Genomic DNA, 23,415 nt, shown 5'->3' on the forward strand with positions numbered 1-23,415 from the left:
TCAACGACAATATTAACTAAAAAATTACAGAATTCCTGAGTTGGCCCACATTTTGAATTCCACTCAGGCGCCAAATCCTACACACTGCTTTTTATCCCAATCAGCCCCTGATCAATGGCCGCAACCCATTGGAATTCCCCTTATACGGTTTGTTTTCATTTCGCAGTTTGCAAACTTAGATCATTAAAAAGGAGAAATTCAGACTTCTAATTTTGACGAATGGACCAGGCTTTTTTTTCGCAAACAAGGTCAGTCCATCGACTTAAACTCAATCTCAAAGAGAATTTTAAAACGCTTTAAAATCATCAGCAATGAAATCATGAACTCAATAATCAGAAACAGCGCTATAAAATGTGACAGATAAAAATAGACAAGCGTAATCCCGTCCAATATTTTGGATGCCGGCAGCACAATGTACGAATCCAGGGTGATCAGTTGGGTACCCAGAGCACTGATTATTGCAACACTTGCCAGTAGGATGGTAAAAAGTACATTAGAGAAAATCTCCCTTACCAGCTTGATCTTATCCTTGATCTTGCCTACCAGATTGATCTTCTCTGGATCGGCAGTGTTGAGCTGCTCATTTTCCTTTCTGCCAAGATCGAATACCAGCACAAGCAAACTCAGCAATAATCCCAGAAAGATAGATAGCGAGGTGATGAGGATATTAATCACATCTTTATCGAAAGAAATATGGAACAATCCGATCAATGCACCGGCTAAAAGCCCGGGCAGGATCAGAAACAGGAAAATATCCGTCCGCGGAATCACCTTGCGGTTCTGATTGATCAAAATGTTATGATCATAAAAGGCGCTCAGGTGGTCGGATACGATAGGCCAAACATTCACCCTGCTGAAGACTGATTTAATGAATTTCATCATAATTTAACATTGGGCAGGATGTCATCGTTCATGATCGCTTTCGCCTGATCCTTGATGCTGGCATAAACGGGATGTTTGGTTTTATCATCAAATTCGATATCCGCTGTAATGTCATAATAAGTGCCCAGGTCCTGCGGCCGGCTCATGTTCAGGACACGTTTCTTACCGCCGAGAAAAACCTCGGCGCTCAGGTCATGGTAATCGAATTTTTCCAGCGGAAAAATTTCCATGAAAGTGGTATCGCTATCCTTGAATGTTTTCAGGGTTTTTTTGAAGCCCATGAATCCACCTTTTTTTGCCTGAACGGATAGACTGACCTCAAATTCTTCCCCGGTTCTGCAGCCTTGGTGATAAAGGAGTCCTCAAATTCAGGCGAGAGGCCATGGCGTTTAAAAGTCAGTTTTTTGATTGTGCTTTCATCAATGATCTTGTCATAGAGCGCCGGAATCGATAGTTGGGTAATGAAACACCTCACATCGGGATTGAATCTGGCAACATAATCCTTGAAAGATTCTTCAAAAATCTCCTTGAAGCCGTATTGTTTAAAACTTTGCGCGATCAGCAGGATTCCTTTGGAATCCTTTTCAGGTTGGCACAGACTAAAGAAAAAATGGCTCGAGGTATATTGATCAGTGCTAATTACCGCAACCTGAGCAGCCTTCCTTATCCGGCCCACCATTTTCACCTCTTCCACATATCTTTCCTCACTGCTGATGCCCTTGCGCATCAGTCCATAAAGGGTGTTCTTCTTGTAGTCCGGATCCAGTTGTTGGAAGTAAAGCATACGCTCGTTCCCACTGGAAACGTATGGCGTATCAAAATGACGGATCAGGTCCTGCATTTTTTGACCAAAGGTTTTATCGCCCAGGACATCGTTGATTTTTAGCAGCTCCTTATCTGAACTACCCTTGGCTTTAAAGCGGATCACATAGATATTTAAGTTAACACTGGCATTTTGTTCTTGATTTTGCATAAAGAGAGGTTAATTTGGTTTTAAGCAACAAGATAGAAGTTTTCGGTGAGTTTATCCAAGATTTGTTTTTTGAGCCGTTTGTGGCCCTTTGGATCAGCACAGGACTCCAAGAATTGCCTATCGGGAACTGTATTACTGTAAGTAAAACCTGAATGTTTTCCAAGCCAGGGAGAAAGCACAACAACAAATTGGGAAACCGCATGAAAGGCTGTGTAAAAAGGCCGCCGGCCTGCGTCATTTGCGTTTGCGGCAACGCATTGTTCAACAAGACGCTGTGGTAACAGTCCGTTGAAATCCCCTCAGCCGATCCTTAAAGTAAACCCGCTGAACGGCATTCTTCCAGGAACTTTCTTTTCAGGATATCCTTTGGCGAGCGGGGATTCCTTGTGGTCGCCCGTAGCACCTTTTTGAAATATTGCTCTGCCTGCTCGATCCCTTCGAGCATACTGGCATTTCCAAAATATTCATAAATATCCTCAAACCACTCCTTGGCATTGTGTTTATTGCAAAAAAAATTCATCGTAACGTCTATAAAAATCAATAGAACCATCTTTTTTATAGCCGGTTTCGATTTTGAAAAGCCGTTTCCATGACTCAAGTTCTTCACTGCCCGCCGCTCAGGTTATCACAAGCTGATAATCTGAAGGGGAGAGTTTGCCAACAATCCTTGGTATAGTGAGTTTGAAACTGAATTCGATTTCCGGGTGCTGGCTCACGTAAGGATAAAAAGCCAATTTTCTGCCATTGATATGCTCAATGGGATCTTTGGAACTTTTGTTTCCCGAATTATATTTGTGGCACATTGGCGATAAATTTTTGAAATTGATCGCACTGAAAGGGTAAACTAGGTTCCTAATATCTCAAGATTTTCTAACACCCAGAACAGGGTTTCCGATCTTGATCATTCTTCCAATCATCCATTTTTGCAGCGTATAGAGCAGCTTTCGAGGACTACCTATGCTAGTCATCCTTGTGATCACAACAAGCAAACGATTTGGTTTTTTGAACGAGTGAAGGGCCAGTATCGAGAGCTTTTCACCAAGGAGTCTACTAATTAGCCAGGATGCCTTTAAATTTAAGTATCCGCTGTACCAAAAGTTCGTCAAATCGGAGATGTGCAAATATCTGAACACATGGAGGCATCTACCTTATTTTGTTTCCTTGGGGCTGAAAAGAACTATCCCAAGTTCATGCTTTCTGTGGAGAAGGATTTTTCAAAAAAGTTGCCGGGTCGTCTTTATTTCAGGGCTACGGTTTATACAGTCACTGCACCAAACGTCGATTTTGGAGAATTTCGGCAGATTCCCGCGCCTCGAGACACAGTTAACATTAACCTTGCAAATTGTTATCTCAAAGCTGTTTGTCAAAACAGTTAATATTTTTCCTATTTTTCGTGACATCATTGGTTTACTCCCATAAACTTAAATCCAGGCTATTTTGTTCCAAAAATGCATCAACGTCTTATCGACTACATTAGCTGAATACGAGTGTTGTAACGAATGTATACTATGGAAGTCTAATTCTTAAGCATCTACTTTATTTTTACAAAACTTATCTTATGAAGGAATACTTTAAACCTGTTCAGCCATTTAGAAAAAGAGAGCATCCGTATGATATCGGAAATTCATATTCTTGGTACAAAACCCACTATGATAAACATTTTTTAAACGTCGTTTACGATACTGAAAACCACGAATTCGATGCTCTTTATAGTTATCATTTGGAATACTTCAGATTGGTGAATGGAGGTTCAAACGATTCTGAATTCTATAAGCATGTGAGGGATTTGATTAAAGATGGTATCACAGACCTGTTAAAGAATGATAAACCGGGGTCTTTTTTTAATAGGCATGGTAAGATAAATGAAAGTAAAATTAAACTACGTGCTTTCCTTGATTATCTAGATAACAGTTTTTATGACGACCAAGCATTTGAGGCAAAAGACGAGGTAATTTCAAGGCAAACTTTAGAAATAGAATCCCTTAAAAAGAATCTGATTGAGTTAAAATTACAACTTGATCAAGCTCGAAGGCATGAGACTGGAGATTACGTTAACATCTCTGATGGCCACTTACTCAAACTTTTGGATCTTTTTCATAAGATACAGGATATCAAAATTGATGGAGATAAAGAGCTAGTATTTTCCCAAACCCAGATTGTCTGGGTAAAGATGATTTGTAAATATTTCCGACATAATCATAAAGAAATAAATTTCGATACCGTTCGAAGGTATTTCCCCGCCAATAGAAGCGATCCTAGCAGGCGTTCAGCATCTATTCCTGGTAAACATAGAGTATTTCAGATAAGCCTTTCCAATAAACGGTCCTAAGGTCTATCTTTTCATTCTCGTGGTCAGTTATGTTATTTCGTTAATGTGGCTAACTAAATTTTCTTATTACATAAGGCACCATTCTTACCATGCGATTCCGTATGGTAATCTTTAAATTTCCATAAACCACACTTTTGATTCAAAAATCAAATCATATGGAAATTATCAATCAAAAAAATCTCAGTGCATGTATACGTGACGCGGTACGCACAGAACTACACGAACACTTTACAAAAAACATTGATATTCAAATTTCAGAAAGGCTTTTATCTAAGACTGACCTGGCAGACGAACTGGGTATCTCGCTGGTAACGCTAAATCTCTGGATGAAGAAAGGTCTTCCTTTTTTGAGGCTCCATAAAAGAATTTATTTTAAACGCAGCGAAATAGTTAATGCGATGCAGCAAGAAATCAAACTTTAGATTTTTAAAAAATGAGATTAGACCTTATTACAAAAGAAGATTTATCAGAATTCAAAGTGGATATGATAAATGCAATTGAACAATTATTAAAGGGCGGCAGTACACAGCAAAAGAAATGGCTAAGAAGTGCAGAGGTCAGAAAGATGTTGAAGATTTCGCCAGGGACTTTACAAAACCTGCGAATTAACGGGGTACTCGCTTTTACAAAAGTGGGCAGTATTTTTTATTACAGATTGGACGACATTAATGCCATAATGGAAGGAGAGAAAAATGAATAATTCTAAACCTGAGATCAGAGCAGATCATGATTTTTTAATAAAACGTATCAGTAGGGATGATAAGATTAAGATGCCCCACCTAGCTTTATTTGCCGGCTTAATTATTTGTTGGACTCAAGAAGGACAAAAAAATACGTTTTCAATAACCCGGAAAATATTAATGTCATTTTCCAAAATTTCTTCAATTGCTACATATCACAAATGCATTAAAGAATTAGATCAGCTTGGCTATATTATTTATCAGCCGTCTTTTCATCCTAGAAAAGGTAGTCTTGTGACGTGGGGTAATCGGAGTAAAAATTGATATTTTTTGCTGAACTAGGAGACTGTAGTTTTTTTAAAACTATGAGGGAGCAAGTTTGTGTTTTTGTTACACAAAAACCTTTTCCGCTATGAGCGAAAAAGAACTTGTCTTTTTACTCCCGATGGTCGCAAAAAGTAGGAAGAACAAAGCGTATGAAAGAGTTAGATACATCAGAAAGATCTCTAAGATCCAAAGGCGGTAGGCCGGTAAAGAAAGTAAAAAAAGATTCAGGAGTAAGAGTGAGGTTAAGTAAAACAGAGTATTTTATGATTGAGCAGAAATCAAAACAGGCCGGTATGAGAATCAGCGATTGGTTTCGCCAAGCAGCAAAATCGGCCAAGGTTTCTCCTAGACTGAATCCCGAAGAACTCAAAATCTTCAGGATACTAGCCGGTATGGCTAATAATCTTAATCAGTTAACTAAGTTATCTCATGAGCAGGGTCTGTTGCTGTTTCAGAAAAAGTGCAGAGTACTTATTGATGAGATAAATGAAATAATAGCTAAACTTTTTAAAAATGATCGGTAAGGTGGTTATTGGGAAAAGTTTTGGAGGCTGCGTTCGTTATGTGGTCAATAAAAAGGATGCACAGTTACTTTATGGGGATGGAATAAGGTTAGCTGATCCATCCTTGATTGTCAAGGATTTTGATTTGCAGCGGCAAATGAATCCAGGGCTTTCAAAAGCAGTTGGCCATATTTCCCTTAGTTGGAGTGAAGAGGATTCGGATAAACTGAATAATGAGAATATGCTGGTAATGGCAAAAGAGTATCTGGCGCTGATGGGGATTAGAAATACACAAATCTTAATAGTTCGGCATCATGATAACCATCATCCTCATTTACATATTATCTACAATAGGATTAGTAATGAAGGTAAGGTGATTTCGGATCAGTTTCAATTTAAAAAAAACGTAGCGGCGTGCAGGAGCATAACTTTAAACCACGGTTTATTTGTAGCAAATAATAGAAATATGGTCAATCGCAAGGCCTTGCAGGGAAGCGATAAAATAAAATATGAACTTTTTGATTCGATAAAGGAAGCGCAAAAAAGAAGTAAGGATTGGCACGACTTTGTTTTGGGTTTATCAAATTCAGGTATTGATGTGGTTTTTAAATATAAAGCTTACAGCGCAGAAATTCAGGGAATATCCTTCAAGTCTGGAAATTATACATTTAAAGGCTCCCAAATCGACAGGTCACTGAGCTTTGGTAAGCTCTCAGACCACTTTATATCAAAATCCAATATACTTAGGAGTGCAAAAACCAGAGGGAAGCAATCTGGCTATTCGCCTGAAATAAATTCCTTGCCTAAGCCGATGGGATTGCTTAAAGCAGTTAATATCCTTTTTTCTCCTTCGGCATTTCCAGTAGCTGCTAATGAACCTGAAGCAGACCCAAGAGGTAAAGGAAAAAAAGGAATTTACGATGGTGAAGAGGAAGAAGAACAAAGTCAGGCAAGAGGTCGCTAGAAAAATAAACTTATGGAGAATACTGAAGAAAAATTAGAAAACATAGAGCAGCTGATTGAGCTTTTCATCAGTAAACAAAAAATCTACGAAGAAAAATTGGATGTGCTTATTAACAATGAGCCGGTCAACTACGAAAAATCTTTTTCAAAGATCATAGAGATTTTGCTACAGCAGAAACATGAAGGGGACTTCTCTGTTTTAAATCACCGCATGGAAGTTTTAATTAACAAATCAGCTTCGGTGCCGGCAGTAATTCCAGTCAGGCACTATCATAATTTTGATTTCAGATCAAAACCTTATTTTACCGGTTTAGCGATTATCATAATTGCTTCCATTTTTTCATTTGGTTTCGCTCTCTATATGTTTTCTCAAAACTGGAATATCTCAGCTGAGGCTGATAAGTTTAAAGTGATAAGAGGTAGTGAACCTGGATTAGCTGCGATAATTGATTCACTATATCTGATTGATCGAGATAACATTATGAAAGAAGCTGATAAGCAAATTTTAATGCATAAGCAGGCAATACTAGCTTTCGAAAAAGAACGGAATGCAAAGTCTGCCTATCAGAAAGCCAAAGCTGAAACCAAAGCTCTAAAGCCAAATAATATTAAGAAGAGAAGATAGGTTCCTGAATCAAACAAATTTGGGCCATCGATTGGCTCTTTTGATATTAGTTCTATATTCCCCAAAATTGCTTTTACTACTGTAGTCAGAAAAAATAAACAATTTCACAACTTAAATCTTTCTGCAAGCCATCATATTTACTAAAACAGAAAGTATTGTCCACATATTGTTAGTGTGTTTTCTACTACCGTGATTGCTCAATAAATAACGTTATTGAAAAATAATACATAGCTAGTAAGGATTTTAAATGAATATCCTCAACAATACCCCGCTTACAAAGCTCGCCGAGAGCAATCGAACAAATTTTAAGAACGTATTTTGTTTCGTTCACTAATTAACCACATTGCTTCAAACAGGCAAACTAGGTTTTCGTAAATGGGAATAATTTGTTCTTTGGATAGACTTTCCTCCATATAATTATGACTTAAAGCATCATATAGCCAGTCTCTCAGAATAGATTTGTAGTGGCGCAGTTTATTGGTTTTAAAAAACTTTTTAATCACCGTAGAAGGATTTATAATTTCATCTGCCTCCAGATGGCTTGGGTAATCCCGTAATTGTTTCCTTTCATTTTTTATGCACCATTCTTTAATCACATTATCTTCATCATTCTCAATATCAAGTTTTCCAATTGTTTTTTTTCGAATTAACCAGGCAGCTTCAATAAGCTTCATGGTAAGTTCATGATCATATAACCTGTCTGACGGACTACTTTTGATCGGATGACTTGATTCAAATGAAACATCATCTCGCCAATCCCTTAACATTTCCAAATGTTGAGGCAACCATGCGGCATCGAAGAAAGCTGTTATGGGGTTCATTGGCATGTCTATTTCTTTATCTTCAAGGAAATTAATCCGGTTCTTACATTTTTGTTTTATCTTAGTTTTCATAGTGATGTTTTTTATTGTGGTTCTATCATCAAAGCCATTGTTCGTAAGCTGTTATATGAAGAATAGTTGATTTACTCAGATCATTTAGGAAGGTTTTTTTAATCAAATGAAGAGTTATTGGTTTAATTGGAATAAATAAAAATTCATTTAATAAATATTTAAGTGCTCTGAAATTCATGCATCTGAACGTTATTGCTAAAATCAATTTCATTTACAATGTTTTCTTGTCTTTCAAATTCTGCTATCTTTTCCTCGCACAGACTTCTTGTCAATTTTTCAAAAGCGTAAGCTTTAGATAGAATTTTATCAGCATCATCCTGTTCGACTTTAAACGTATCATTATATCGGGCCTGAGAATAACTTTTAAGCAAAATTTCGAATAGTCTTCGATCTTCAGCGGTTGATTTAAACATTTCGTAGGGTAATGATGAAAAGCTCAAGCATAAGTCAAGCTGTCGTCCAAGATGGTGGATGTCTGAGCGGTACGATAGATGAATGCGTAATAATGCTATAGTGCATTGCTCTATTACCTGATGCGCCATAAAGAGTGAGACCGCAAAATGTTCATTGCTGTAACAGTCTGCTGCGCCTTCCAAAAAACCAGAAGCCAGTTTAATTCTGTGGGCATAATGCTTAGTTGCCTTTTCCAAATCTTTAGATGGATCAAAATTAATTTTTTCGGCTATATTGAAAATACCATTAGCGCTATACAATTGCTGTGAGTTATTTATAATGGAAATGAAAAAACGGTTGTTTTTTGAAATGCATTCCTGAATGGTTTCCATGCTATGCGATAATATTGTGGTTTTTCCAGAATAAAATCTTGTATTGCAAAAATCCTGCGCTTCATGCTCGTTTCTTGTTTTACTTTCCATAACCATTAGGAGAAAGTAATGGTGTTCAGTTACAATATAGTTGGAACCAAAACATCCGGATTTGGTAGCGCTTTTGGTAATCCTGCAAAAACAGTAAATATACATTGGCTTGAATTTTTCAACCAGTAATTTTACAATATCCATGATGCTGTCAACTCGATGGGTAGGTGTAGATTGATTTGTTTTCATTACTATACGACTTTTAAGTTGCATCGAATTTGCAAATCAATCCAAGTGTGCCGAACCACAAGTGGGTTGTTAAATACGAAAAACGAGTTGTTTTTAACGGTCAGAAAAAAATAGGTATATTTGGTTATGGAAACATCTGAAAAAAACACTCGAATGCACCTAGGACGTAAAATTTCTCGTATACGTGAATTACGTGGTATGAAACAGGAAGCGCTTGCCAATGAATTGGGGGTTAGTCAACAAGCTATAAGTAAACTTGAACAGAGTGAAGATATTGAAGATTCGACATTAGATAAAGTCGCTAAAGTTTTGGGTGTAACTGCCGAGGGAATTAAACAATATTCTGATGAAGCAGTATTCAATGTTATATCTAACACTTTCCATAACACGAGCAGTGACAACTCAACCCTAATTGCTAGCTCTCTGAATTATCAGCCTACTTTTAATACTATAGAGAAAATCGTCGAATTATATGAAAGATTATTAGCAAGCGAGCGTGAAAAGATCGATCTTCTAAAGAAGTCTTAACGTTTTTAAACTAGAAAGCAAAAGGGCTTATCACAAATTGTGATAAGCCCTTTTGCTTTTTTTGACATAGACTTTTGGCCGTTAAAAATTAGGTGAATTTTATAAATCATCTGGTTTGAATCCTATTCGCTTCCTGACTGGTTTCGGTAATTCTGGCTTATCCAATAATTCATCAAGATATTTAAATACTATCTCCATATTCTTATCCTGATTATCCAACTTCTTCTTTATCTTTTCGATTTCGAGTTTAATTTCGATGTTATCATGTAATACGTTTCTGACCCTTGTGAAAATTCGGATAATCTGAATATTCATTTGTACCGCTCTTGTACTTGATAATACGCTCGAAAGCATTGAGACGCCTTGCTCTGTAAAGGCCATAGGTAGGTACTTCAGATTAGTCCCAGATTCCAAGGTGCCAGATTGGCACCTTGCATTATAATACTCTTCAGCCGTGATTTCAAACATAAAATCATCAGGAAAACGTTCAATGTTTCTTCTAACCTGTCTTTTAAGCTGTTTATTTTCTACGCCATAAAGGTTAGCAAGGTCTGAATCAATCATTACCTTGTAACCTCTAATAAGATAAATCCGGTTAAGCACCAATTCATCAGTAATTATGTGATTATCCATCTGATCTTTTCTTATTTAATTTTTGAGATAATTTTTCTCTTAGTTTGGCCATGTCGGCACCAACCTTGATGTCCACAACTTTCGCATATTGCTGAGTGGTTCTGATATTGGTATGGCCCAGCATCTGGGACACGCTTTCAATTGGGACCCCATTTAACAGCGTTACAGTTGTTGCAAAGGTATGGCGGGCAATATGAGTGGTTAGGTTTTTATTTATCCCGCATATCGTCGCTATTTCGTGCAGATACTCATTCATTTTTTGGTTACTGAGAACCGGTAGTAGCATATTCCCATCGCACATGGGATGATCAGCATATTTGTCTATCAGGACTTGTGCTTGCGGGAGAATCGGTATTGCAGAACGAGTATTAGTTTTTTGCCTTACCTTGACTATCCACTGCTCACCGTCAATACCTTTATTGATATGGTTTTTTCTTAAGTTTTTGACGTCTGTATACGCCAGACCAGTATAGCAGCAGAATAAAAATACATCGCGAACCGTGCCAAGTCTTTGAGTTGAAAATTCCTTTTCAGTAATTCTTTGAAGTTCGTCCTCGTCCATGAAAAATCTGTCGGTCTTCTTTGTTTTGCCTTTATATCCTACAAATGGATTATTTTCAATTAGTTTATTGTGGTGGCTTATGTTGATGATCTTGCCGACGCTTTTTAATACTTTAACAGTATAATTGTTCGAGCACTTTTTTACCGAGCGGATGTAAAAATCAAAATCACTTATAAATTTCTGATCTACCTTTTTCAGATCAAGATCATCCAGTTTGTATTTTCTTTGAATGAATTCTTGAACATGTTTTCTAAGGACTAGAAAACGTTTGAGCGTACCTGGCGCATAATCTTTTCCAACCAGAGACCTCATTTCATCATTGTGTTCATCGATAACGTCAAGGATGGACAACATATTAATCTCCTTGCCCTGGAATTTTGCTTTGATTGAAGCAATTGAAATTTCTTCATTTGCATTTAACAGCGACTTGTATGCATCGTAGACCTTTCGTTGCAGCTGGTCTAACTGAAAATTCAGAGTCGTTGATTCTTCTTTTTTACCACTGGCTCTACCGGAAAACGAGTTCCACAGGCTAGGATGACAGGAACGTGCAGTAGAAATCTCTGCCCGTTTACCGTTGAGTGTGAGTCGGATGTAAATCGGTGCTACATCACCTTCATAGTTTTTTTGTCTTTTCAGATAGAAAAGCACACTAAAATTGGTTTTCATAATGATAACATTAAGAGTGAAACAAAATTAGCATTGCAGTAAGACCTTTACAAGATGTGCGGGAGTTGAACGGCTTGTAATTCAATTCGTTAAGCCGTTTTGGTGAGTAAATTTGAAATTTAGCTCAACTCACCAGATTACTCACCAGACTATGCCAAAACACGCATAAACGATGCATAAAATGACATTTCCGTAAAAAACAAAAACCTGCAAATGTTTGATTTGCAGGTTTTTAGCGTTTTTGACATTGACTTTGTGATCCCGCTGGGATTCGAACCCAGGACCACTACATTAAAAGTGTAATGCTCTACCAGCTGAGCTACGGAATCTACTTTGTTTAAAAACGTTATCCGTTTCATTTAAAGTGGTGCAAATATAGGGTTATGGAGTGTTTCCTGCAAATAAAAAATCATCAAATGCGTTAGTGTATTGATTTATAGGCGAATTAATTATTTACCTTCTCTTTTTTAATTAGAATTGATATTTTTATGGCTCATAATTTAATATTATCCTATGCGTAGATCTCTTGCCGTCTTACTTTTTTTGCCGATGCTCACTATATTTTCCTGCCAATCCAATAAAGTTAAAGAAGAAGAACAGGCGAAGCACAAACAAGATTCATTAGCATCCTGCGAAAAAAATATGCCAAGCCGTTTTGGTGCAGTAAAAGATTCTTCGAGTTTTGCTTCGAATGAGGTTAGTCATGAAGGGATGGTTTTAATCCCTGCCGGAGAATTTGCCATGGGTGCATCCGATAAAGAGGGTAGAGATGATGAATATCCGCAACATCAGGTAAAACTTGCTTCGTTTTGGATTGATGTAACTGAAGTAACCAATGCAAGTTTCAAAAAATTTGTTGATGCAACCGGATATAAAACCACTGCCGAACGCAAACCAGACTGGGAAGAAATGAAAAAACAGCTTCCTGCAGGCACGCCAAAACCACCAGATAGTGTTTTTGTTGCTGCATCTCTGGTTTTTTACCAACCAAAAAGCATTACTTCATTAAACGATGCTTCGCAATGGTGGCGCTGGGTAAAAGGAGCAGACTGGAAACATCCTCACGGACCTAAAAGTAATATTAAAGGAAAAGAAAATTATCCTGTGGTACATGTTTCTTGGGATGATGCGATGGCTTATTGCAAATGGTCTGGAAAACGTTTACCAACAGAAGCAGAGTGGGAATATGCAGCAAGAGGTGCTTTGAAAAACGAAAAGTATCCATGGGGAAATGAAGATATAGAAAAAGGTAATGCGAAAGCCAATACTTGGCAAGGTAATTTCCCGGTTAAAAATACGGATTGGGACGGATACAATGGTTTAGCAGCTGTAAAACAGTTTAAATCGAATGGTTACGGATTATTTGATATGGCAGGTAATGTTTGGGAATGGTGCAGTGATTGGTATCGTCCTGATTATTACGGAACGCTTACCGGCTTAACCAACAATCCAAAAGGGCCAAAAGATAGCTACGATCCTATGGAGCCTACTATACCCAAAAGGGTTGTAAGGGGCGGTTCTTTTATGTGTAATGCCTCTTATTGTAAAGGATATCGTGTAACTTCAAGAATGAAAACCTCAGCAGATACCGGCCTTGAACATACTGGTTTCAGATGCGTAAGCACCAATTAAGTTTATTTATCAATCAAAGATGAAATCACGCAAACGTTTGCCCTACACATTATTTAATATTATTGTTTAGTTTGGTCGCTACAACTTAAACCGAACCAAATTTTATGCAACAAACAACAAAATCGGGTCAAGCACAGGGCCCTAAACCACTCCTAATTATTTGTGCCCTATTTTTTATTTTTGGCTTTGTAACCTGGGCAAATGGAACATTAATTCCTTTCTTTAAATTATCTTTTGGCTTATCAAACTTACAGGCATTTTTTGTAACGTTTGCTTCATATATGGCTTACTTTTTTTTGGCATTACCATCATCATGGATACTTAAAAAAGTGGGATTTAAAAATGGTATCGTGTTAGGCTTGGTAATTTTGGGTGTAGGTTCGCTTATTTTTATTCCGGCTGCACAAACCAGAACATTTGGTTTATTTTTAACAGGGATTTTTGTTCAGGGTGCTGCATTGGCCTTGCTTCAAACCGCTTCAAATCCATATTTAACAATTATTGGCCCCATAGAAAGTGCGGCAAAACGCATCAGCATAGCCGGTATCTGCAACAAATTTGCAGGAATGATTGTGCCTTTAATTATGGGAAGCCTGTTCTTGAAAAATGCATCTGAAGTAGAAAAGAAAATTAAGGCAGCTACCGGTGCTGTGCACGAGCACTTATTAAACGACGTTTTAGGCCGTGTAAACATGCCATATATTGTTTTAGCCATAGTTTTTTCGCTATTCGCCATTTTTATCAAATTTACTGATTTACCGGAAGTTGAGGTAGAAGAAGATATTGTTGACGAAAGTAAAGGAGCCATTGTTAAACACCAAAGCATATTTCAGTTTCCGCATTTATTTTTAGGCGCACTCTGTATTTTTGTATATGTAGGTGCTGAGGTTATGGCAGGTGATATTATTGGTATTTATGGTCGCGAATTGGGAATAAGTACCGAAATTAGTGGGAAATTAACCTCAATTACGCTATTTAGTATGTTAATTGGTTATATTGTTGGTATAATTACCATTCCAAAATACATTTCACAACAAAAAGCATTGAGGATCTGTGCAATATTAGGTATCATATTCACGGTATTATCTTTTGCGATTTCGAGCTGGTTCGCTGTAATTTTTGTGGCTTTATTAGGATTGGCGAATTCATTAATGTGGCCTGCGATTTTTCCACTCGGCATCAGCCATTTAGGTAAATTTACTAAAATCGGTTCAGCTATTATGGTAATGGGTATTGCCGGCGGTGCAATTATGCCGTTATTATATGCATTTCTAAATGAAAAACTCCATGTAAACTTCCAGTTGGCTTATTTGCTAACCGTATTGCCTTGTTATTTATATATCTTGTTTTTCGCCATAAAAGGACACAAAGCCGGATTGAATTTAAAATAAACCCAACCAAATAAATTATATGATTAAGCCCGGTCTCTAAAAAGATTGGGCTTTCTTTTGTCCTTAATTTTTCCTTATTTTGGCGATTATAAAGAAAATGTATCATTTGTAGCAATTCCATTCAAATTATGTCACGTCGAGCATGTCTAAATGCTGATAGGCATTTAAACAGGTCATTGATAGGGCGGGTGACAATTCTACCTTTATGATACATGCTCTAATCACAATACTCTTATCTCAAACCACAATAATGAATAAAGCTATTTTTCTCGATCGCGATGGCGTACTCAACCACGAAATATATGATTACATCTGCCGCGTAGAAGATTTCGAAATATTAAACTATCAGATACCAGTACTAAAAAAGCTATTCGATGAAGGTTATCTCCTCATTGTAATTACAAATCAGGGTGGTATCGCCTTAAAACGTTATACAGAACAGGAATTAGGGGTAATGCATCAAATGCTTAGAAATGCTTTTTTAGCAAAAGGGGCAGATATTGCAGCGTTTTATTACTGTCCACATCACCCAACAGTAGGCGGCGAATGCAAATGCAGAAAACCAGCTTCAGGTATGATTTTGGATGCAATTGAAATGTACGATATCGACCCTGCACAATCTATCATGATTGGCGATAAACCTAGAGATGTTGAAGCCGCAAACGGGGCAGGAGTGAAGGGAATTTTGATAGCGCCGGATGAGCATATTAGTTATGAAAAGATTAAGGAAGCTTTAAGCCGGGAATCTTTAGTTTAGTTTGGAGGTTAGGGCTTGGAGTTTGGAATAAGCAAACTGCCATATGATCTTAACTTCTTAATGAGTAACTGTGGTCAACTTATGATTAAGATCCTGAAACAAGTTCAGGAAGACGCGTGAGGGCTTAGGATGAAATCACCAAATTGAGTAACGCGTTTAGAAAACATAATAAATTTCCGTGAATTCTGTGTTTCCGTGGCAAACGCAATAAAACACATTAAGTACCTGTCCAGTTACACTTTCTATAACACAAAAAAAGACCTAAGTTAAATACTAACTTAGGTCTTTTTTATACATTTGGAACTCAACATTCCAAACTAAAATCTCCAAACTTATTTACCAGCTGCTTTAGCATGGTCAGCTAAGAATGTAGCCAAACCGCTATCGGTTAATGGGTGTTTCAATAAACCAACTATCGCTGCCAATGGTGCAGTAATAACATCAGCTCCCAATTTAGCACAGTTTACAATGTGCAATGGTCCGCGGATTGATGCTGCTAAAATTTGAGTTTCGTAACCGTAATTATCAAAAATAGTTCTGATATCTTCGATTAAAACCAAACCATCACTTGAAATATCATCTAAACGACCTAAAAACGGAGAAACATAGGTAGCTCCAGCTTTTGCAGCCAATAAAGCCTGGCCCGCAGAGAAAATTAGAGTACAGTTGGTTTTAATTCCTTTAGATGAAAAATATTTAATGGCCTTCACACCATCTTTAATCATCGGAACTTTAACAACGATTTTTGGATTTAAAGCTGCTAAAGCTTCACCTTCCTTAACAATCTCATCGAAAGTTGTAGAAATTACTTCAGCACTAACGTTATCATCAACGATATCGCAGATGGCTTTATAATGATTGATTACATTTTCTTCGCCGGTAATACCTTCTTTAGCCATTAAGCTAGGATTAGTGGTTACTCCATCTAAAATGCCAAGATCTTGCGCTTCTTTGATTTGATCAAGATTTGCTGTGTCAATAAAAAATTTCATGCTTATAAATTCTTAAAATGATTACTAGGTTCTGTTACAAGAACCCCTGAAGAATTTAATATCCCCCCTTCAGGGGGTAAGGGGGTAAAAAAAAGGGCAAGCACCTTCTATCGCACCGCTACAACCTTCTACCCTTGCTGTGTTCCCACCCTGGGGGAGTTCAAAGGGAGCTGGTCGTAAAAGACTTGCCCGGCCACAAAGGTAGAAAAAGAAGTTGTTTCCCGAAATGCATTTTTCTATTTTTTTTATCAAATGCGCTATCTTGTTGATTAGTAAATTAATAAAATTTAAATGTGTAAATTTAAAATGCACTAAAAATATAGATGTCTAAGCAGGCAGGTTTAATATTTTCATTTATAAATAGTTTGTTTATATGTAAATACTTAAATAAAACGTTTTAGGCTGATTTTTGCGTTTAAAATTGAATTTATTGTATAATCTTACCATTATTAATATGATAATTATATTGAGCTTATATTAGTATTATTTTAATTTTAAGACTTTAAATTACATAAGGGCTAAAATTTTTCTAAAAAACATGTCAACTCTGTAATTTAAAGATTGTTTTTCGTATCTTAGTGTTTCCTATACACTAACAACTAACGAGCAAAGAATGGAACCAAACAGTGGATTGTACGATGCGCAATTTGAACACGATGCCTGCGGTATTGGGTTCGTTGCACATGTGAAAGGGCGAAAATCGCATCAAATCATCTCCGATGCACTTACTATTTTAGAAAATCTAGATCATAGAGGGGCATGTGGAGCAGAACCGAATACTGGCGATGGTGCTGGTATAATGATTCAGATTCCCCATGAATTTTTTTATGATGAATGTTTAAAAGCTGGCTTTAGCTTACCTGAAACCAATAATTATGGTGTAGGTATGTTATTTATGCCAAAGGATATCAGATCCAGAGAAGAGTGCAGAGAATTAATTTACCGTGCCGCCGAAAAACTTGGCCTTGAAATTTTAGGCTTCAGAAAAGTTGATGTTGATACAACAGATATTGGCAATATGGCACTTTCTGTAGAACCCGAAATTGAGCAGGTATTTATTGCCCGCCCTTATACAGTTGCTCCAGGAGCAGATTTCGAACGAAAACTTTATATTTTTAAAAACTACCTCATTAAGCTAATCGTCAATACCGTTCATGGCGGTAAAGATTTTTATATTGTTTCGCTTTCTGCGCAAACCATTATATATAAAGGTCAGCTTACTTCATTGCAGGTTCGTACTTATTTTACCGATCTTTCCGATAAGCGAATGGTTTCTGCTTTAGGTTTGGTACATTCACGTTTTGCCACAAATACATTCCCTTCGTGGAGATTGGCCCAGCCATTCCGCTTTATTGCCCACAATGGTGAAATTAATACTTTACAGGGAAATTTAAACTGGTTCAGGGCTGGTGTTAAATCTTTTGCTTCGGCATATTTTACTCCGGAAGAACTTGATATGTTATTGCCAGTTATCGATGAAACCAACTCAGATTCAGGATGTTTAGATAACGTTATTGAATTGTTGCTTCATGCAGGCAGAACTTTACCACACGTACTAATGATGCTGGTTCCGGAAGCGTGGGATGGCAATGAAGACATGGATCCTGTTAAAAGGGCATTCTATGAGTTTCATGCTACTTTAATGGAACCATGGGATGGACCAGCGGCAATTGCATTTACAGATGGAAAATTAATTGGTGCTACTTTAGATCGTAACGGTCTGCGTCCATCGCGTTACGCCATCACCTCTGATGACCGTGTAATCATGGGTTCAGAAGCTGGTGCACTTGCGATAGATCAAAGTACAGTAATAGAAAAAGGCCGTTTAACGCCTGGCAAAATGTTCGTAGTAGACATGGAGCAGGGTAGAATTATAAGCGATAACGAAATTAAACAACAGGTTTGTGGTAAAAGCCCATATGCTGACTGGATTAATCAGTACCAGATCCGTTTGGAAGAATTGCCTGAGCCACGTGTAATGTTTACCGGCTTATCTGAAGAATCTATCTTTAAATATCAACAGGTTTTTGGTTACAGCAGGGAAGACGTTGATCTTTTGCTTAAACCAATGGCTATAGAAGCCAAAGAGCCAATTGGTTCAATGGGAACTGATACCCCTCTGGCCATTTTATCTAAGCGTCCTCAGCACTTATCCTCTTATTTTAAGCAGTTATTTGCACAGGTTACCAATCCGCCTATTGATCCTATCCGCGAGAAAGTGGTAATGAGTTTGGCAAGTTTTATGGGCAGTAACGGAAATCTTTTAGAAGAAAATCCATTACAATCGCATTGCGTAGCCATTAAACACCCAATTTTAACCAATCAGGAGCTTGAAAAGTTAAGAAGTATTGATACCGGAGTTTTCCAGGCGAAAACTTTACAGACTTATTTTAGGGCTGATGGCAAACCAGGTGCAATGGCAAAAGCTTTAGACCGTTTGTGCCGTTACGCTGTTGATGCCGTGGAAGATGGTTTCCAGGTAATTGTATTAACAGATAGGGCAATCGATTCAGAACATGCTGCTATGCCATCATTATTGGCGGTTTCTGCAGTACACCACCATTTAATCCGCAAAGGGTATCGTGGTGCTGTAGGTATTGTAATTGAAGCGGGCGACATCTGGGAGGTACACCATTTTGCTACTTTATTAGGTTTTGGTGTAACTGCAATTAACCCATATTTAGCTTTAGAAACCATAAACGGTTTTCAAAAAGAATCTGGTTTATCAGCAGAGCAATTAACAAAAAACTACATTTACGCCGTAAACAGTGGTTTGCTTAAAATCTTTTCTAAAATGGGTATTTCTACCCTGCAATCTTACCAGGGAGCGCAGATTTTTGAGATTTTAGGTTTAAATAAACAGGTGGTAAACACTTATTTCACTGGCGCAGTTTCCCGTATCGGTGGCTTAGGTCTGGATGAAATTGCTAAAGAAACATTAATCAAACACCACCGCAGTTTTGGTCCGCTGACTGAAACAGAGCATTTATTGCCTGCCGGAGGAACTTATAAATTCCGTCGTAAAGGTGAGGCGCATTTGTTTAATCCGCAAACCATCCACTTGCTTCAAAATGCAACCCGCAAAAACGATTACAATATCTTTAAACAATACTCTAAACTGGTTAATGAGCAAACGCAACAAGCTTATACCATCCGCGGATTGTTTGAATTTAACTATAGCCGTCCGTCGGTACCGCTAAACGAAGTTGAATCCACTGAATCAATTCTGAAAAGATTTGCAACAGGGGCTATGTCTTTCGGTTCAATCTCTCACGAGGCACACTCTACTTTAGCCATTGCAATGAACCGCATCGGCGGAAAGAGCAATACCGGTGAAGGTGGTGAAGATGAAATGCGTTATACTAAATTGCCAAATGGCGACAGTATGCGCTCAGCGATTAAACAGGTAGCATCAGCACGTTTTGGTGTAACCAGTTATTATTTAACCAACGCTGACGAGTTACAGATTAAAATGGCTCAAGGTGCTAAACCAGGAGAAGGTGGCCAGTTGCCGGGGCATAAAGTAGATGATTGGATTGCAAAAGTTCGTCACTCTACACCAGGAGTTGGTTTAATTTCTCCTCCACCTCACCATGATATTTATTCTATCGAGGATTTAGCACAGCTGATTTTCGACTTAAAAAATGCGAACCGTGCTGCCAGAATTAATGTAAAACTGGTTTCAAAAGCAGGAGTTGGCACAATCGCAGCTGGTGTGGCTAAAGCACATGCCGATGTAATTTTGGTTTCGGGATTTGATGGTGGAACAGGAGCTTCTCCTTTAACATCAATTCAACACGCAGGCTTACCATGGGAACTTGGTTTAGCAGAAGCGCATCAAACATTGGTGAAAAATAAATTGCGTAACCGCATTGTGTTACAAACTGATGGACAGCTTAAAACTGGTAAAGATATTGCTATCGCTGCATTATTGGGCGCCGAAGAATGGGGGGTTGCAACAGCTGCCTTGGTAACTTCAGGATGTATCATGATGCGTAAATGCCATTTAAATACTTGCCCGGTTGGCGTTGCAACGCAAGATCCTGAATTGAGAAAATTATTTACCGGTGATGCCGATCATGTGGTTAACTTATTTTATTTCCTTGCTGAAGAATTGCGTGAGATTATGGCTGAATTGGGTTTCAGAACCATCCACGAAATGATTGGCCAGGCCGATATTTTAAAAGTAAGAGAATTGCCTATTGAAGACTGGAAATTGAAACACCTTGATTTATCAGCAATATTATATAAAGCTGAAGACAATGGCCTGCCTTTATTTAATACAGAAGGTCAGGATCATGGTTTGGATCATGTTTTAGATCATAAATTAATAGCAGCGGCACAACCAGCCATAGCTAATAATGAGCCTGTATTTGCGAGTTTCGAAGTTAAAAACACCGATCGCGCTTTAGGAACGATGTTATCGAATGAAATTTCGAAAGTTCATTTAGGTGCAGGTTTACCTCCGGATACCATCAACTTTAAGTTTGTAGGTTCAGCCGGACAAAGTTTCGGGGCTTTCAATACCCGTGGAGTTACGCTATCATTAGAAGGTGAAGCTAATGATTATGTAGGTAAAGGCTTATCAGGTGCCAGATTGGCGATTTATCCTTTTGCTAATTCTACTTTTGTTCCAGAGCAAAATATTATTATTGGTAACGTGGCACTTTATGGTGCAACTTCGGGCGAATTATTTGCACGCGGTAAGGCAGGTGAACGTTTTGCTGTTCGTAACTCTGGCGCAACAGCTGTTGTAGAAGGAGTGGGCGATCACGGTTGCGAATACATGACAGGTGGTGAAGTGCTGATCCTTGGCGATACCGGAAGTAATTTTGCAGCAGGTATGAGTGGCGGTGTGGCCTGGATTTATGATGCCAATGGAACTTTTGCACGCAAATGCAATAAGGAAATGGTAGATCTTGATCCACTACAGGCTGAAGATGAAGAACGTATTTTAGCTTTACTTAAAACACATATTCGCTTAACAGATAGTAGAGTAGCAGAGTTTATCTTAAGTGATTGGAAATCTCAATCTGCACATTTTGTTAAAGTATTCCCTAAAGAATACAAAGCAGTTTTAAGCAAACGTAATCAACAAGTAAAAACACACTAAGCCATGGGAAAAGTAACAGGATTTCAAGAATACGATAGAGTTGCGCCCACTAGAGAAGAGGCTGCAACTCGTGTAAAACACTATGGGGAATTTTTAAATGAATTGCCCACACAAGAATTAAATAATCAAGCTGCACGTTGCATGGATTGCGGCGTTCCATTCTGTCAGTCAGGTTGCCCATTAGGCAATGTAATTCCAGAATTTAACGATGCCGTTTATCAGGGTCAATGGGAATTGGCAGCAAATATTTTATTAAGTACCAATAATTTTCCTGAGTTTACAGGAAGGATCTGTCCTGCACCTTGCGAATCTGCCTGCGTGTTAGGCATTAACCGTCCGCCTGTTTCAATCGAGGAGATTGAGAAACACATAATTGAAATTGCCTTTGAAAAAGGTTTTATAAAGGCTAAAGCACCATTAATCAGAACCGGTAAAAAAGTAGCTGTTATCGGTTCAGGCCCTGCAGGTATGGCTGCTGCTGCTCAGTTAAATAAAGTTGGGCATGAAGTAACCGTTTTCGAACGTGATGATGCACCAGGTGGTTTATTGAGATACGGTATTCCGGATTTTAAATTGCAGAAAAATGTGGTAGACCGCCGAATCGATTTGATGAAAGAAGAAGGAATTATCTTCAGATGTAATGCTAACGTTGGCGAAAATGTTGAAATAGGCACTTTGCTTAGAGATTTTAATGCCGTCGTATTAGCTGGTGGTTCTACAATTCCTCGCGATCTATCAATCCCTGGCCGTTCGGCTAAAGGAGTGCATTATGCTATGGACTTCTTAAAACAGCAAAATAAACGCGTTGCAAGCAGGGCTGTCGAAGTGGAAGAGATTATGGCTACAGGTAAAAATGTAATTGTAATTGGTGGTGGTGATACCGGATCAGACTGTATTGGTACTTCAAACCGTCACGGTGCGAAATCTGTTACACAGTTTGAAATTATGCCAATGCCTCCTCAAACACGTAATGAAAATATGCCTTGGCCAAATTACCCGATGTTGCTAAAAAATACTTCCTCACATGAAGAAGGTGCACAAAGGGCATGGTCGGTAAATACGAAAAACTTCATTGCTGATGAAAATGGAAATCTTAAGGCTTTAAAAGTGGTGGATGTTGAATGGGAAATTGATGCTAACGGACGGCCGGTTACTTTTAAAGAAGTTGCAGGTACCGAAAGAGATCTTCCTTGCGAACTGGTGCTTTTAGCAATGGGTTTCTTACATCCTCAAAAAGAAGGTTTAATTGAAAAGTTAGGGGTGGAGCTTGATAACCGCGGAAACGTAAAGGCTTCAGAACATACTTATCAAACAAATATTGCAAAGATTTTTGCAGCAGGTGATGTTCGCCGTGGACAATCATTAGTGGTTTGGGCCATATCTGAAGGTAGAGAGGCTGCCCGCAAGGTAGACGAATACTTAATGGGAACAACCAAACTGGCATCGAAAGATGCTGTCGCTTATGCTTAATTAAGTTTAAATTCTATATTTTTTAGGTCGTGGTGCAAATCACGACCTTTTTTGTTTTCATGCAGTCTTTACACGGAAATTACGGAGTTGAATTCTGTTGTAGCGATCCGTATGTGAGCAGGTCGTCATGCTGAACTTGTTTCAGTATCTATCTAACTAGATTATTATCTATTAATTTTTTTGCCACGGAAACACTGAAATCACGGATTTGAATTCTGTTGTAGCGATCCGTATGTGAGCAGGTCGTCATGCTGAACTTATTTCAGCAGCTATCTAAATAGATCATTATCTATTGACTTTTTTGCCACGGAAACACTGAAAACACGGAATTATTTTTTTTTCAATATATATAAGTCGTCATACTGAACTTGTTTCAGTATCTACTGGTCTATCGTCCTCGTTTGTAACGAGGATGAACGAGAAACGCGA

The 23,415-nt window shown here is 38.1% G+C and carries 23 protein-coding genes, 1 tRNA gene and 1 other RNA gene; 14 read left to right on the forward strand and 11 right to left on the reverse strand.

Annotated features, from left to right (window positions below):
* Positions 1-249: 249 nt before the first annotated feature.
* The 4 genes from ACZZZW_RS15615 to ACZZZW_RS15630 form a co-directional block, all read right to left on the reverse strand.
* Positions 250-882, reverse strand: a complete 633-nt coding sequence (locus ACZZZW_RS15615) for a hypothetical protein (protein ID WP_463494757.1) — start codon at positions 880-882, stop codon at positions 250-252.
* Complete coding sequence (locus tag ACZZZW_RS15620) at positions 879-1,163, reverse strand: hypothetical protein (protein WP_463494759.1); 285 nt, start codon at positions 1,161-1,163, stop codon at positions 879-881. Before ACZZZW_RS15620 ends, ACZZZW_RS15615 begins: the two co-directional genes overlap by 4 nt.
* Positions 1,142-1,855: a hypothetical protein gene (locus ACZZZW_RS15625; RefSeq protein ID WP_463494761.1), complete on the reverse strand. Its 714-nt coding sequence runs from the start codon at positions 1,853-1,855 to the stop codon at positions 1,142-1,144. Before ACZZZW_RS15625 ends, ACZZZW_RS15620 begins: the two co-directional genes overlap by 22 nt.
* 310 nt (positions 1,856-2,165) lie before the next feature.
* Positions 2,166-2,375 carry a hypothetical protein gene (locus ACZZZW_RS15630; RefSeq protein WP_463494763.1) on the reverse strand — a complete coding sequence of 70 codons (210 nt, stop codon included), beginning with the start codon at positions 2,373-2,375 and terminating at the stop codon, positions 2,166-2,168.
* 337 nt (positions 2,376-2,712) lie between these two features.
* Here ACZZZW_RS15630 and ACZZZW_RS15635 point away from each other — a divergent pair, with 337 nt between their 5' ends.
* The 8 genes from ACZZZW_RS15635 to ACZZZW_RS15670 all read left to right on the forward strand — a co-directional run bounded on the left by ACZZZW_RS15635 (position 2,713) and on the right by ACZZZW_RS15670 (position 7,282).
* On the forward strand, positions 2,713-2,913 hold the full coding sequence (locus tag ACZZZW_RS15635; protein ID WP_463497765.1) for an AIPR family protein: 201 nt from the start codon (positions 2,713-2,715) through the stop codon (positions 2,911-2,913).
* A gap of 500 nt (positions 2,914-3,413) precedes the next feature.
* On the forward strand, positions 3,414-4,184 hold the full coding sequence (locus tag ACZZZW_RS15640; protein WP_463494765.1) for a hypothetical protein: 771 nt from the start codon (positions 3,414-3,416) through the stop codon (positions 4,182-4,184).
* 155 nt (positions 4,185-4,339) lie between these two features.
* Positions 4,340-4,606, forward strand: coding sequence for a helix-turn-helix transcriptional regulator (locus ACZZZW_RS15645; RefSeq protein ID WP_463494767.1), 267 nt, complete (start codon positions 4,340-4,342; stop codon positions 4,604-4,606).
* Positions 4,607-4,617: 11 nt separating this feature from the next.
* Entirely contained in the window at positions 4,618-4,884 is a 267-nt protein-coding gene (locus ACZZZW_RS15650; protein ID WP_463494769.1) for a helix-turn-helix domain-containing protein, read from the forward strand.
* On the forward strand, positions 4,877-5,188 hold the full coding sequence (locus ACZZZW_RS15655) for a hypothetical protein (protein ID WP_463494771.1): 312 nt from the start codon (positions 4,877-4,879) through the stop codon (positions 5,186-5,188). The genes ACZZZW_RS15650 and ACZZZW_RS15655 overlap by 8 nt, the downstream gene beginning before the upstream one ends.
* Positions 5,189-5,340: 152 nt before the next feature.
* A complete protein-coding gene (locus tag ACZZZW_RS15660) occupies positions 5,341-5,715 on the forward strand; it encodes a plasmid mobilization protein (protein WP_463494773.1) in 375 nt (124 codons plus the stop codon).
* The gene (locus ACZZZW_RS15665) at positions 5,705-6,658 is read left to right on the forward strand and encodes a relaxase/mobilization nuclease domain-containing protein (protein WP_463494775.1); all 954 of its coding nucleotides are present in this window, start codon (positions 5,705-5,707) and stop codon (positions 6,656-6,658) included. Before ACZZZW_RS15660 ends, ACZZZW_RS15665 begins: the two co-directional genes overlap by 11 nt.
* A 12-nt stretch (positions 6,659-6,670) precedes the next feature.
* Positions 6,671-7,282, forward strand: a complete 612-nt coding sequence (locus ACZZZW_RS15670) for a hypothetical protein (RefSeq protein WP_463494777.1) — start codon at positions 6,671-6,673, stop codon at positions 7,280-7,282.
* 305 nt (positions 7,283-7,587) lie between these two features.
* Here the strand turns inward: ACZZZW_RS15670 and ACZZZW_RS15675 are convergent, their stop codons facing one another.
* Entirely contained in the window at positions 7,588-8,175 is a 588-nt protein-coding gene (locus ACZZZW_RS15675; RefSeq protein WP_463494779.1) for a hypothetical protein, read from the reverse strand.
* A gap of 158 nt (positions 8,176-8,333) precedes the next feature.
* Entirely contained in the window at positions 8,334-8,960 is a 627-nt protein-coding gene (locus ACZZZW_RS15680) for a HEPN domain-containing protein (protein ID WP_463494781.1), read from the reverse strand.
* Positions 8,961-9,365: 405 nt separating this feature from the next.
* Between ACZZZW_RS15680 and ACZZZW_RS15685 the strand changes: the two genes are divergently transcribed.
* Positions 9,366-9,767: a helix-turn-helix domain-containing protein gene (locus ACZZZW_RS15685; protein WP_463494783.1), complete on the forward strand. Its 402-nt coding sequence runs from the start codon at positions 9,366-9,368 to the stop codon at positions 9,765-9,767.
* A 99-nt stretch (positions 9,768-9,866) separates the two neighbouring features.
* Here the strand turns inward: ACZZZW_RS15685 and ACZZZW_RS15690 are convergent, their stop codons facing one another.
* The 3 genes from ACZZZW_RS15690 to ACZZZW_RS15700 all read right to left on the reverse strand — a co-directional run bounded on the left by ACZZZW_RS15690 (position 9,867) and on the right by ACZZZW_RS15700 (position 11,960).
* Positions 9,867-10,400: an ORF6N domain-containing protein gene (locus ACZZZW_RS15690; protein ID WP_463494785.1), complete on the reverse strand. Its 534-nt coding sequence runs from the start codon at positions 10,398-10,400 to the stop codon at positions 9,867-9,869.
* A complete protein-coding gene (locus ACZZZW_RS15695) occupies positions 10,393-11,631 on the reverse strand; it encodes a site-specific integrase (protein WP_463494787.1) in 1,239 nt (412 codons plus the stop codon). The genes ACZZZW_RS15690 and ACZZZW_RS15695 overlap by 8 nt, the downstream gene beginning before the upstream one ends.
* 256 nt (positions 11,632-11,887) lie before the next feature.
* Positions 11,888-11,960 (reverse strand) — tRNA-Lys (locus ACZZZW_RS15700).
* Positions 11,961-12,180: 220 nt separating this feature from the next.
* Between ACZZZW_RS15700 and ACZZZW_RS15705 the strand changes: the two genes are divergently transcribed.
* From ACZZZW_RS15705 to ACZZZW_RS15715, 3 genes are all read left to right on the forward strand, one after another.
* Positions 12,181-13,263 carry a formylglycine-generating enzyme family protein gene (locus ACZZZW_RS15705; protein ID WP_463494789.1) on the forward strand — a complete coding sequence of 361 codons (1,083 nt, stop codon included), beginning with the start codon at positions 12,181-12,183 and terminating at the stop codon, positions 13,261-13,263.
* A gap of 104 nt (positions 13,264-13,367) precedes the next feature.
* Positions 13,368-14,654: a sugar MFS transporter gene (locus ACZZZW_RS15710; RefSeq protein ID WP_463494791.1), complete on the forward strand. Its 1,287-nt coding sequence runs from the start codon at positions 13,368-13,370 to the stop codon at positions 14,652-14,654.
* Positions 14,655-14,904: 250 nt separating this feature from the next.
* A complete protein-coding gene (locus ACZZZW_RS15715) occupies positions 14,905-15,411 on the forward strand; it encodes a D-glycero-alpha-D-manno-heptose-1,7-bisphosphate 7-phosphatase (protein ID WP_463494793.1) in 507 nt (168 codons plus the stop codon).
* Positions 15,412-15,743: 332 nt separating this feature from the next.
* On the opposite strand, the gene fsa is transcribed toward ACZZZW_RS15715, so the two are convergent.
* On the reverse strand, positions 15,744-16,403 hold the full coding sequence (gene fsa, locus ACZZZW_RS15720; protein ID WP_010602758.1) for a fructose-6-phosphate aldolase: 660 nt from the start codon (positions 16,401-16,403) through the stop codon (positions 15,744-15,746).
* 91 nt (positions 16,404-16,494) lie between these two features.
* Positions 16,495-16,594: signal recognition particle sRNA small type (gene ffs, locus ACZZZW_RS15725), an RNA gene on the reverse strand.
* Positions 16,595-17,016: 422 nt separating this feature from the next.
* On the opposite strand from ffs, the gene gltB reads away from it, so the two are divergent.
* Both gltB and ACZZZW_RS15735 read left to right on the forward strand, forming a co-directional pair.
* Entirely contained in the window at positions 17,017-21,516 is a 4,500-nt protein-coding gene (gene gltB / locus ACZZZW_RS15730) for a glutamate synthase large subunit (RefSeq protein ID WP_463494795.1), read from the forward strand.
* A gap of 3 nt (positions 21,517-21,519) precedes the next feature.
* On the forward strand, positions 21,520-22,986 hold the full coding sequence (locus ACZZZW_RS15735; protein WP_463494797.1) for a glutamate synthase subunit beta: 1,467 nt from the start codon (positions 21,520-21,522) through the stop codon (positions 22,984-22,986).
* Positions 22,987-23,415 lie beyond the last annotated feature (429 nt).

The organism is Pedobacter sp. AC379 (genome assembly GCF_979258145.1).

What these genes read in the sequence shown, in the direction of transcription:
- ACZZZW_RS15615 (WP_463494757.1), bottom strand. Translation starts at nt 882, where the DNA reads ATGATGAAATTCATTAAATCAGTCTTCAGCAGGGTGAATGTTTGGCCT.
- ACZZZW_RS15620 (WP_463494759.1), bottom strand. Translation starts at nt 1,163, where the DNA reads ATGGGCTTCAAAAAAACCCTGAAAACATTCAAGGATAGCGATACCACT.
- ACZZZW_RS15625 (WP_463494761.1), bottom strand. Translation starts at nt 1,855, where the DNA reads ATGCAAAATCAAGAACAAAATGCCAGTGTTAACTTAAATATCTATGTG.
- ACZZZW_RS15630 (WP_463494763.1), bottom strand. Translation starts at nt 2,375, where the DNA reads ATGAATTTTTTTTGCAATAAACACAATGCCAAGGAGTGGTTTGAGGAT.
- ACZZZW_RS15640 (WP_463494765.1), top strand. Translation starts at nt 3,414, where the DNA reads ATGAAGGAATACTTTAAACCTGTTCAGCCATTTAGAAAAAGAGAGCAT.
- ACZZZW_RS15645 (WP_463494767.1), top strand. Translation starts at nt 4,340, where the DNA reads ATGGAAATTATCAATCAAAAAAATCTCAGTGCATGTATACGTGACGCG.
- ACZZZW_RS15650 (WP_463494769.1), top strand. Translation starts at nt 4,618, where the DNA reads ATGAGATTAGACCTTATTACAAAAGAAGATTTATCAGAATTCAAAGTG.
- ACZZZW_RS15655 (WP_463494771.1), top strand. Translation starts at nt 4,877, where the DNA reads ATGAATAATTCTAAACCTGAGATCAGAGCAGATCATGATTTTTTAATA.
- ACZZZW_RS15660 (WP_463494773.1), top strand. Translation starts at nt 5,341, where the DNA reads ATGAAAGAGTTAGATACATCAGAAAGATCTCTAAGATCCAAAGGCGGT.
- ACZZZW_RS15665 (WP_463494775.1), top strand. Translation starts at nt 5,705, where the DNA reads ATGATCGGTAAGGTGGTTATTGGGAAAAGTTTTGGAGGCTGCGTTCGT.
- ACZZZW_RS15670 (WP_463494777.1), top strand. Translation starts at nt 6,671, where the DNA reads ATGGAGAATACTGAAGAAAAATTAGAAAACATAGAGCAGCTGATTGAG.
- ACZZZW_RS15675 (WP_463494779.1), bottom strand. Translation starts at nt 8,175, where the DNA reads ATGAAAACTAAGATAAAACAAAAATGTAAGAACCGGATTAATTTCCTT.
- ACZZZW_RS15680 (WP_463494781.1), bottom strand. Translation starts at nt 8,960, where the DNA reads ATGGAAACCATTCAGGAATGCATTTCAAAAAACAACCGTTTTTTCATT.
- ACZZZW_RS15685 (WP_463494783.1), top strand. Translation starts at nt 9,366, where the DNA reads ATGGAAACATCTGAAAAAAACACTCGAATGCACCTAGGACGTAAAATT.
- ACZZZW_RS15690 (WP_463494785.1), bottom strand. Translation starts at nt 10,400, where the DNA reads ATGGATAATCACATAATTACTGATGAATTGGTGCTTAACCGGATTTAT.
- ACZZZW_RS15695 (WP_463494787.1), bottom strand. Translation starts at nt 11,631, where the DNA reads ATGAAAACCAATTTTAGTGTGCTTTTCTATCTGAAAAGACAAAAAAAC.
- ACZZZW_RS15705 (WP_463494789.1), top strand. Translation starts at nt 12,181, where the DNA reads ATGCTCACTATATTTTCCTGCCAATCCAATAAAGTTAAAGAAGAAGAA.
- ACZZZW_RS15710 (WP_463494791.1), top strand. Translation starts at nt 13,368, where the DNA reads ATGCAACAAACAACAAAATCGGGTCAAGCACAGGGCCCTAAACCACTC.
- ACZZZW_RS15715 (WP_463494793.1), top strand. Translation starts at nt 14,905, where the DNA reads ATGAATAAAGCTATTTTTCTCGATCGCGATGGCGTACTCAACCACGAA.
- fsa (WP_010602758.1), bottom strand. Translation starts at nt 16,403, where the DNA reads ATGAAATTTTTTATTGACACAGCAAATCTTGATCAAATCAAAGAAGCG.
- gltB (WP_463494795.1), top strand. Translation starts at nt 17,017, where the DNA reads ATGGAACCAAACAGTGGATTGTACGATGCGCAATTTGAACACGATGCC.
- ACZZZW_RS15735 (WP_463494797.1), top strand. Translation starts at nt 21,520, where the DNA reads ATGGGAAAAGTAACAGGATTTCAAGAATACGATAGAGTTGCGCCCACT.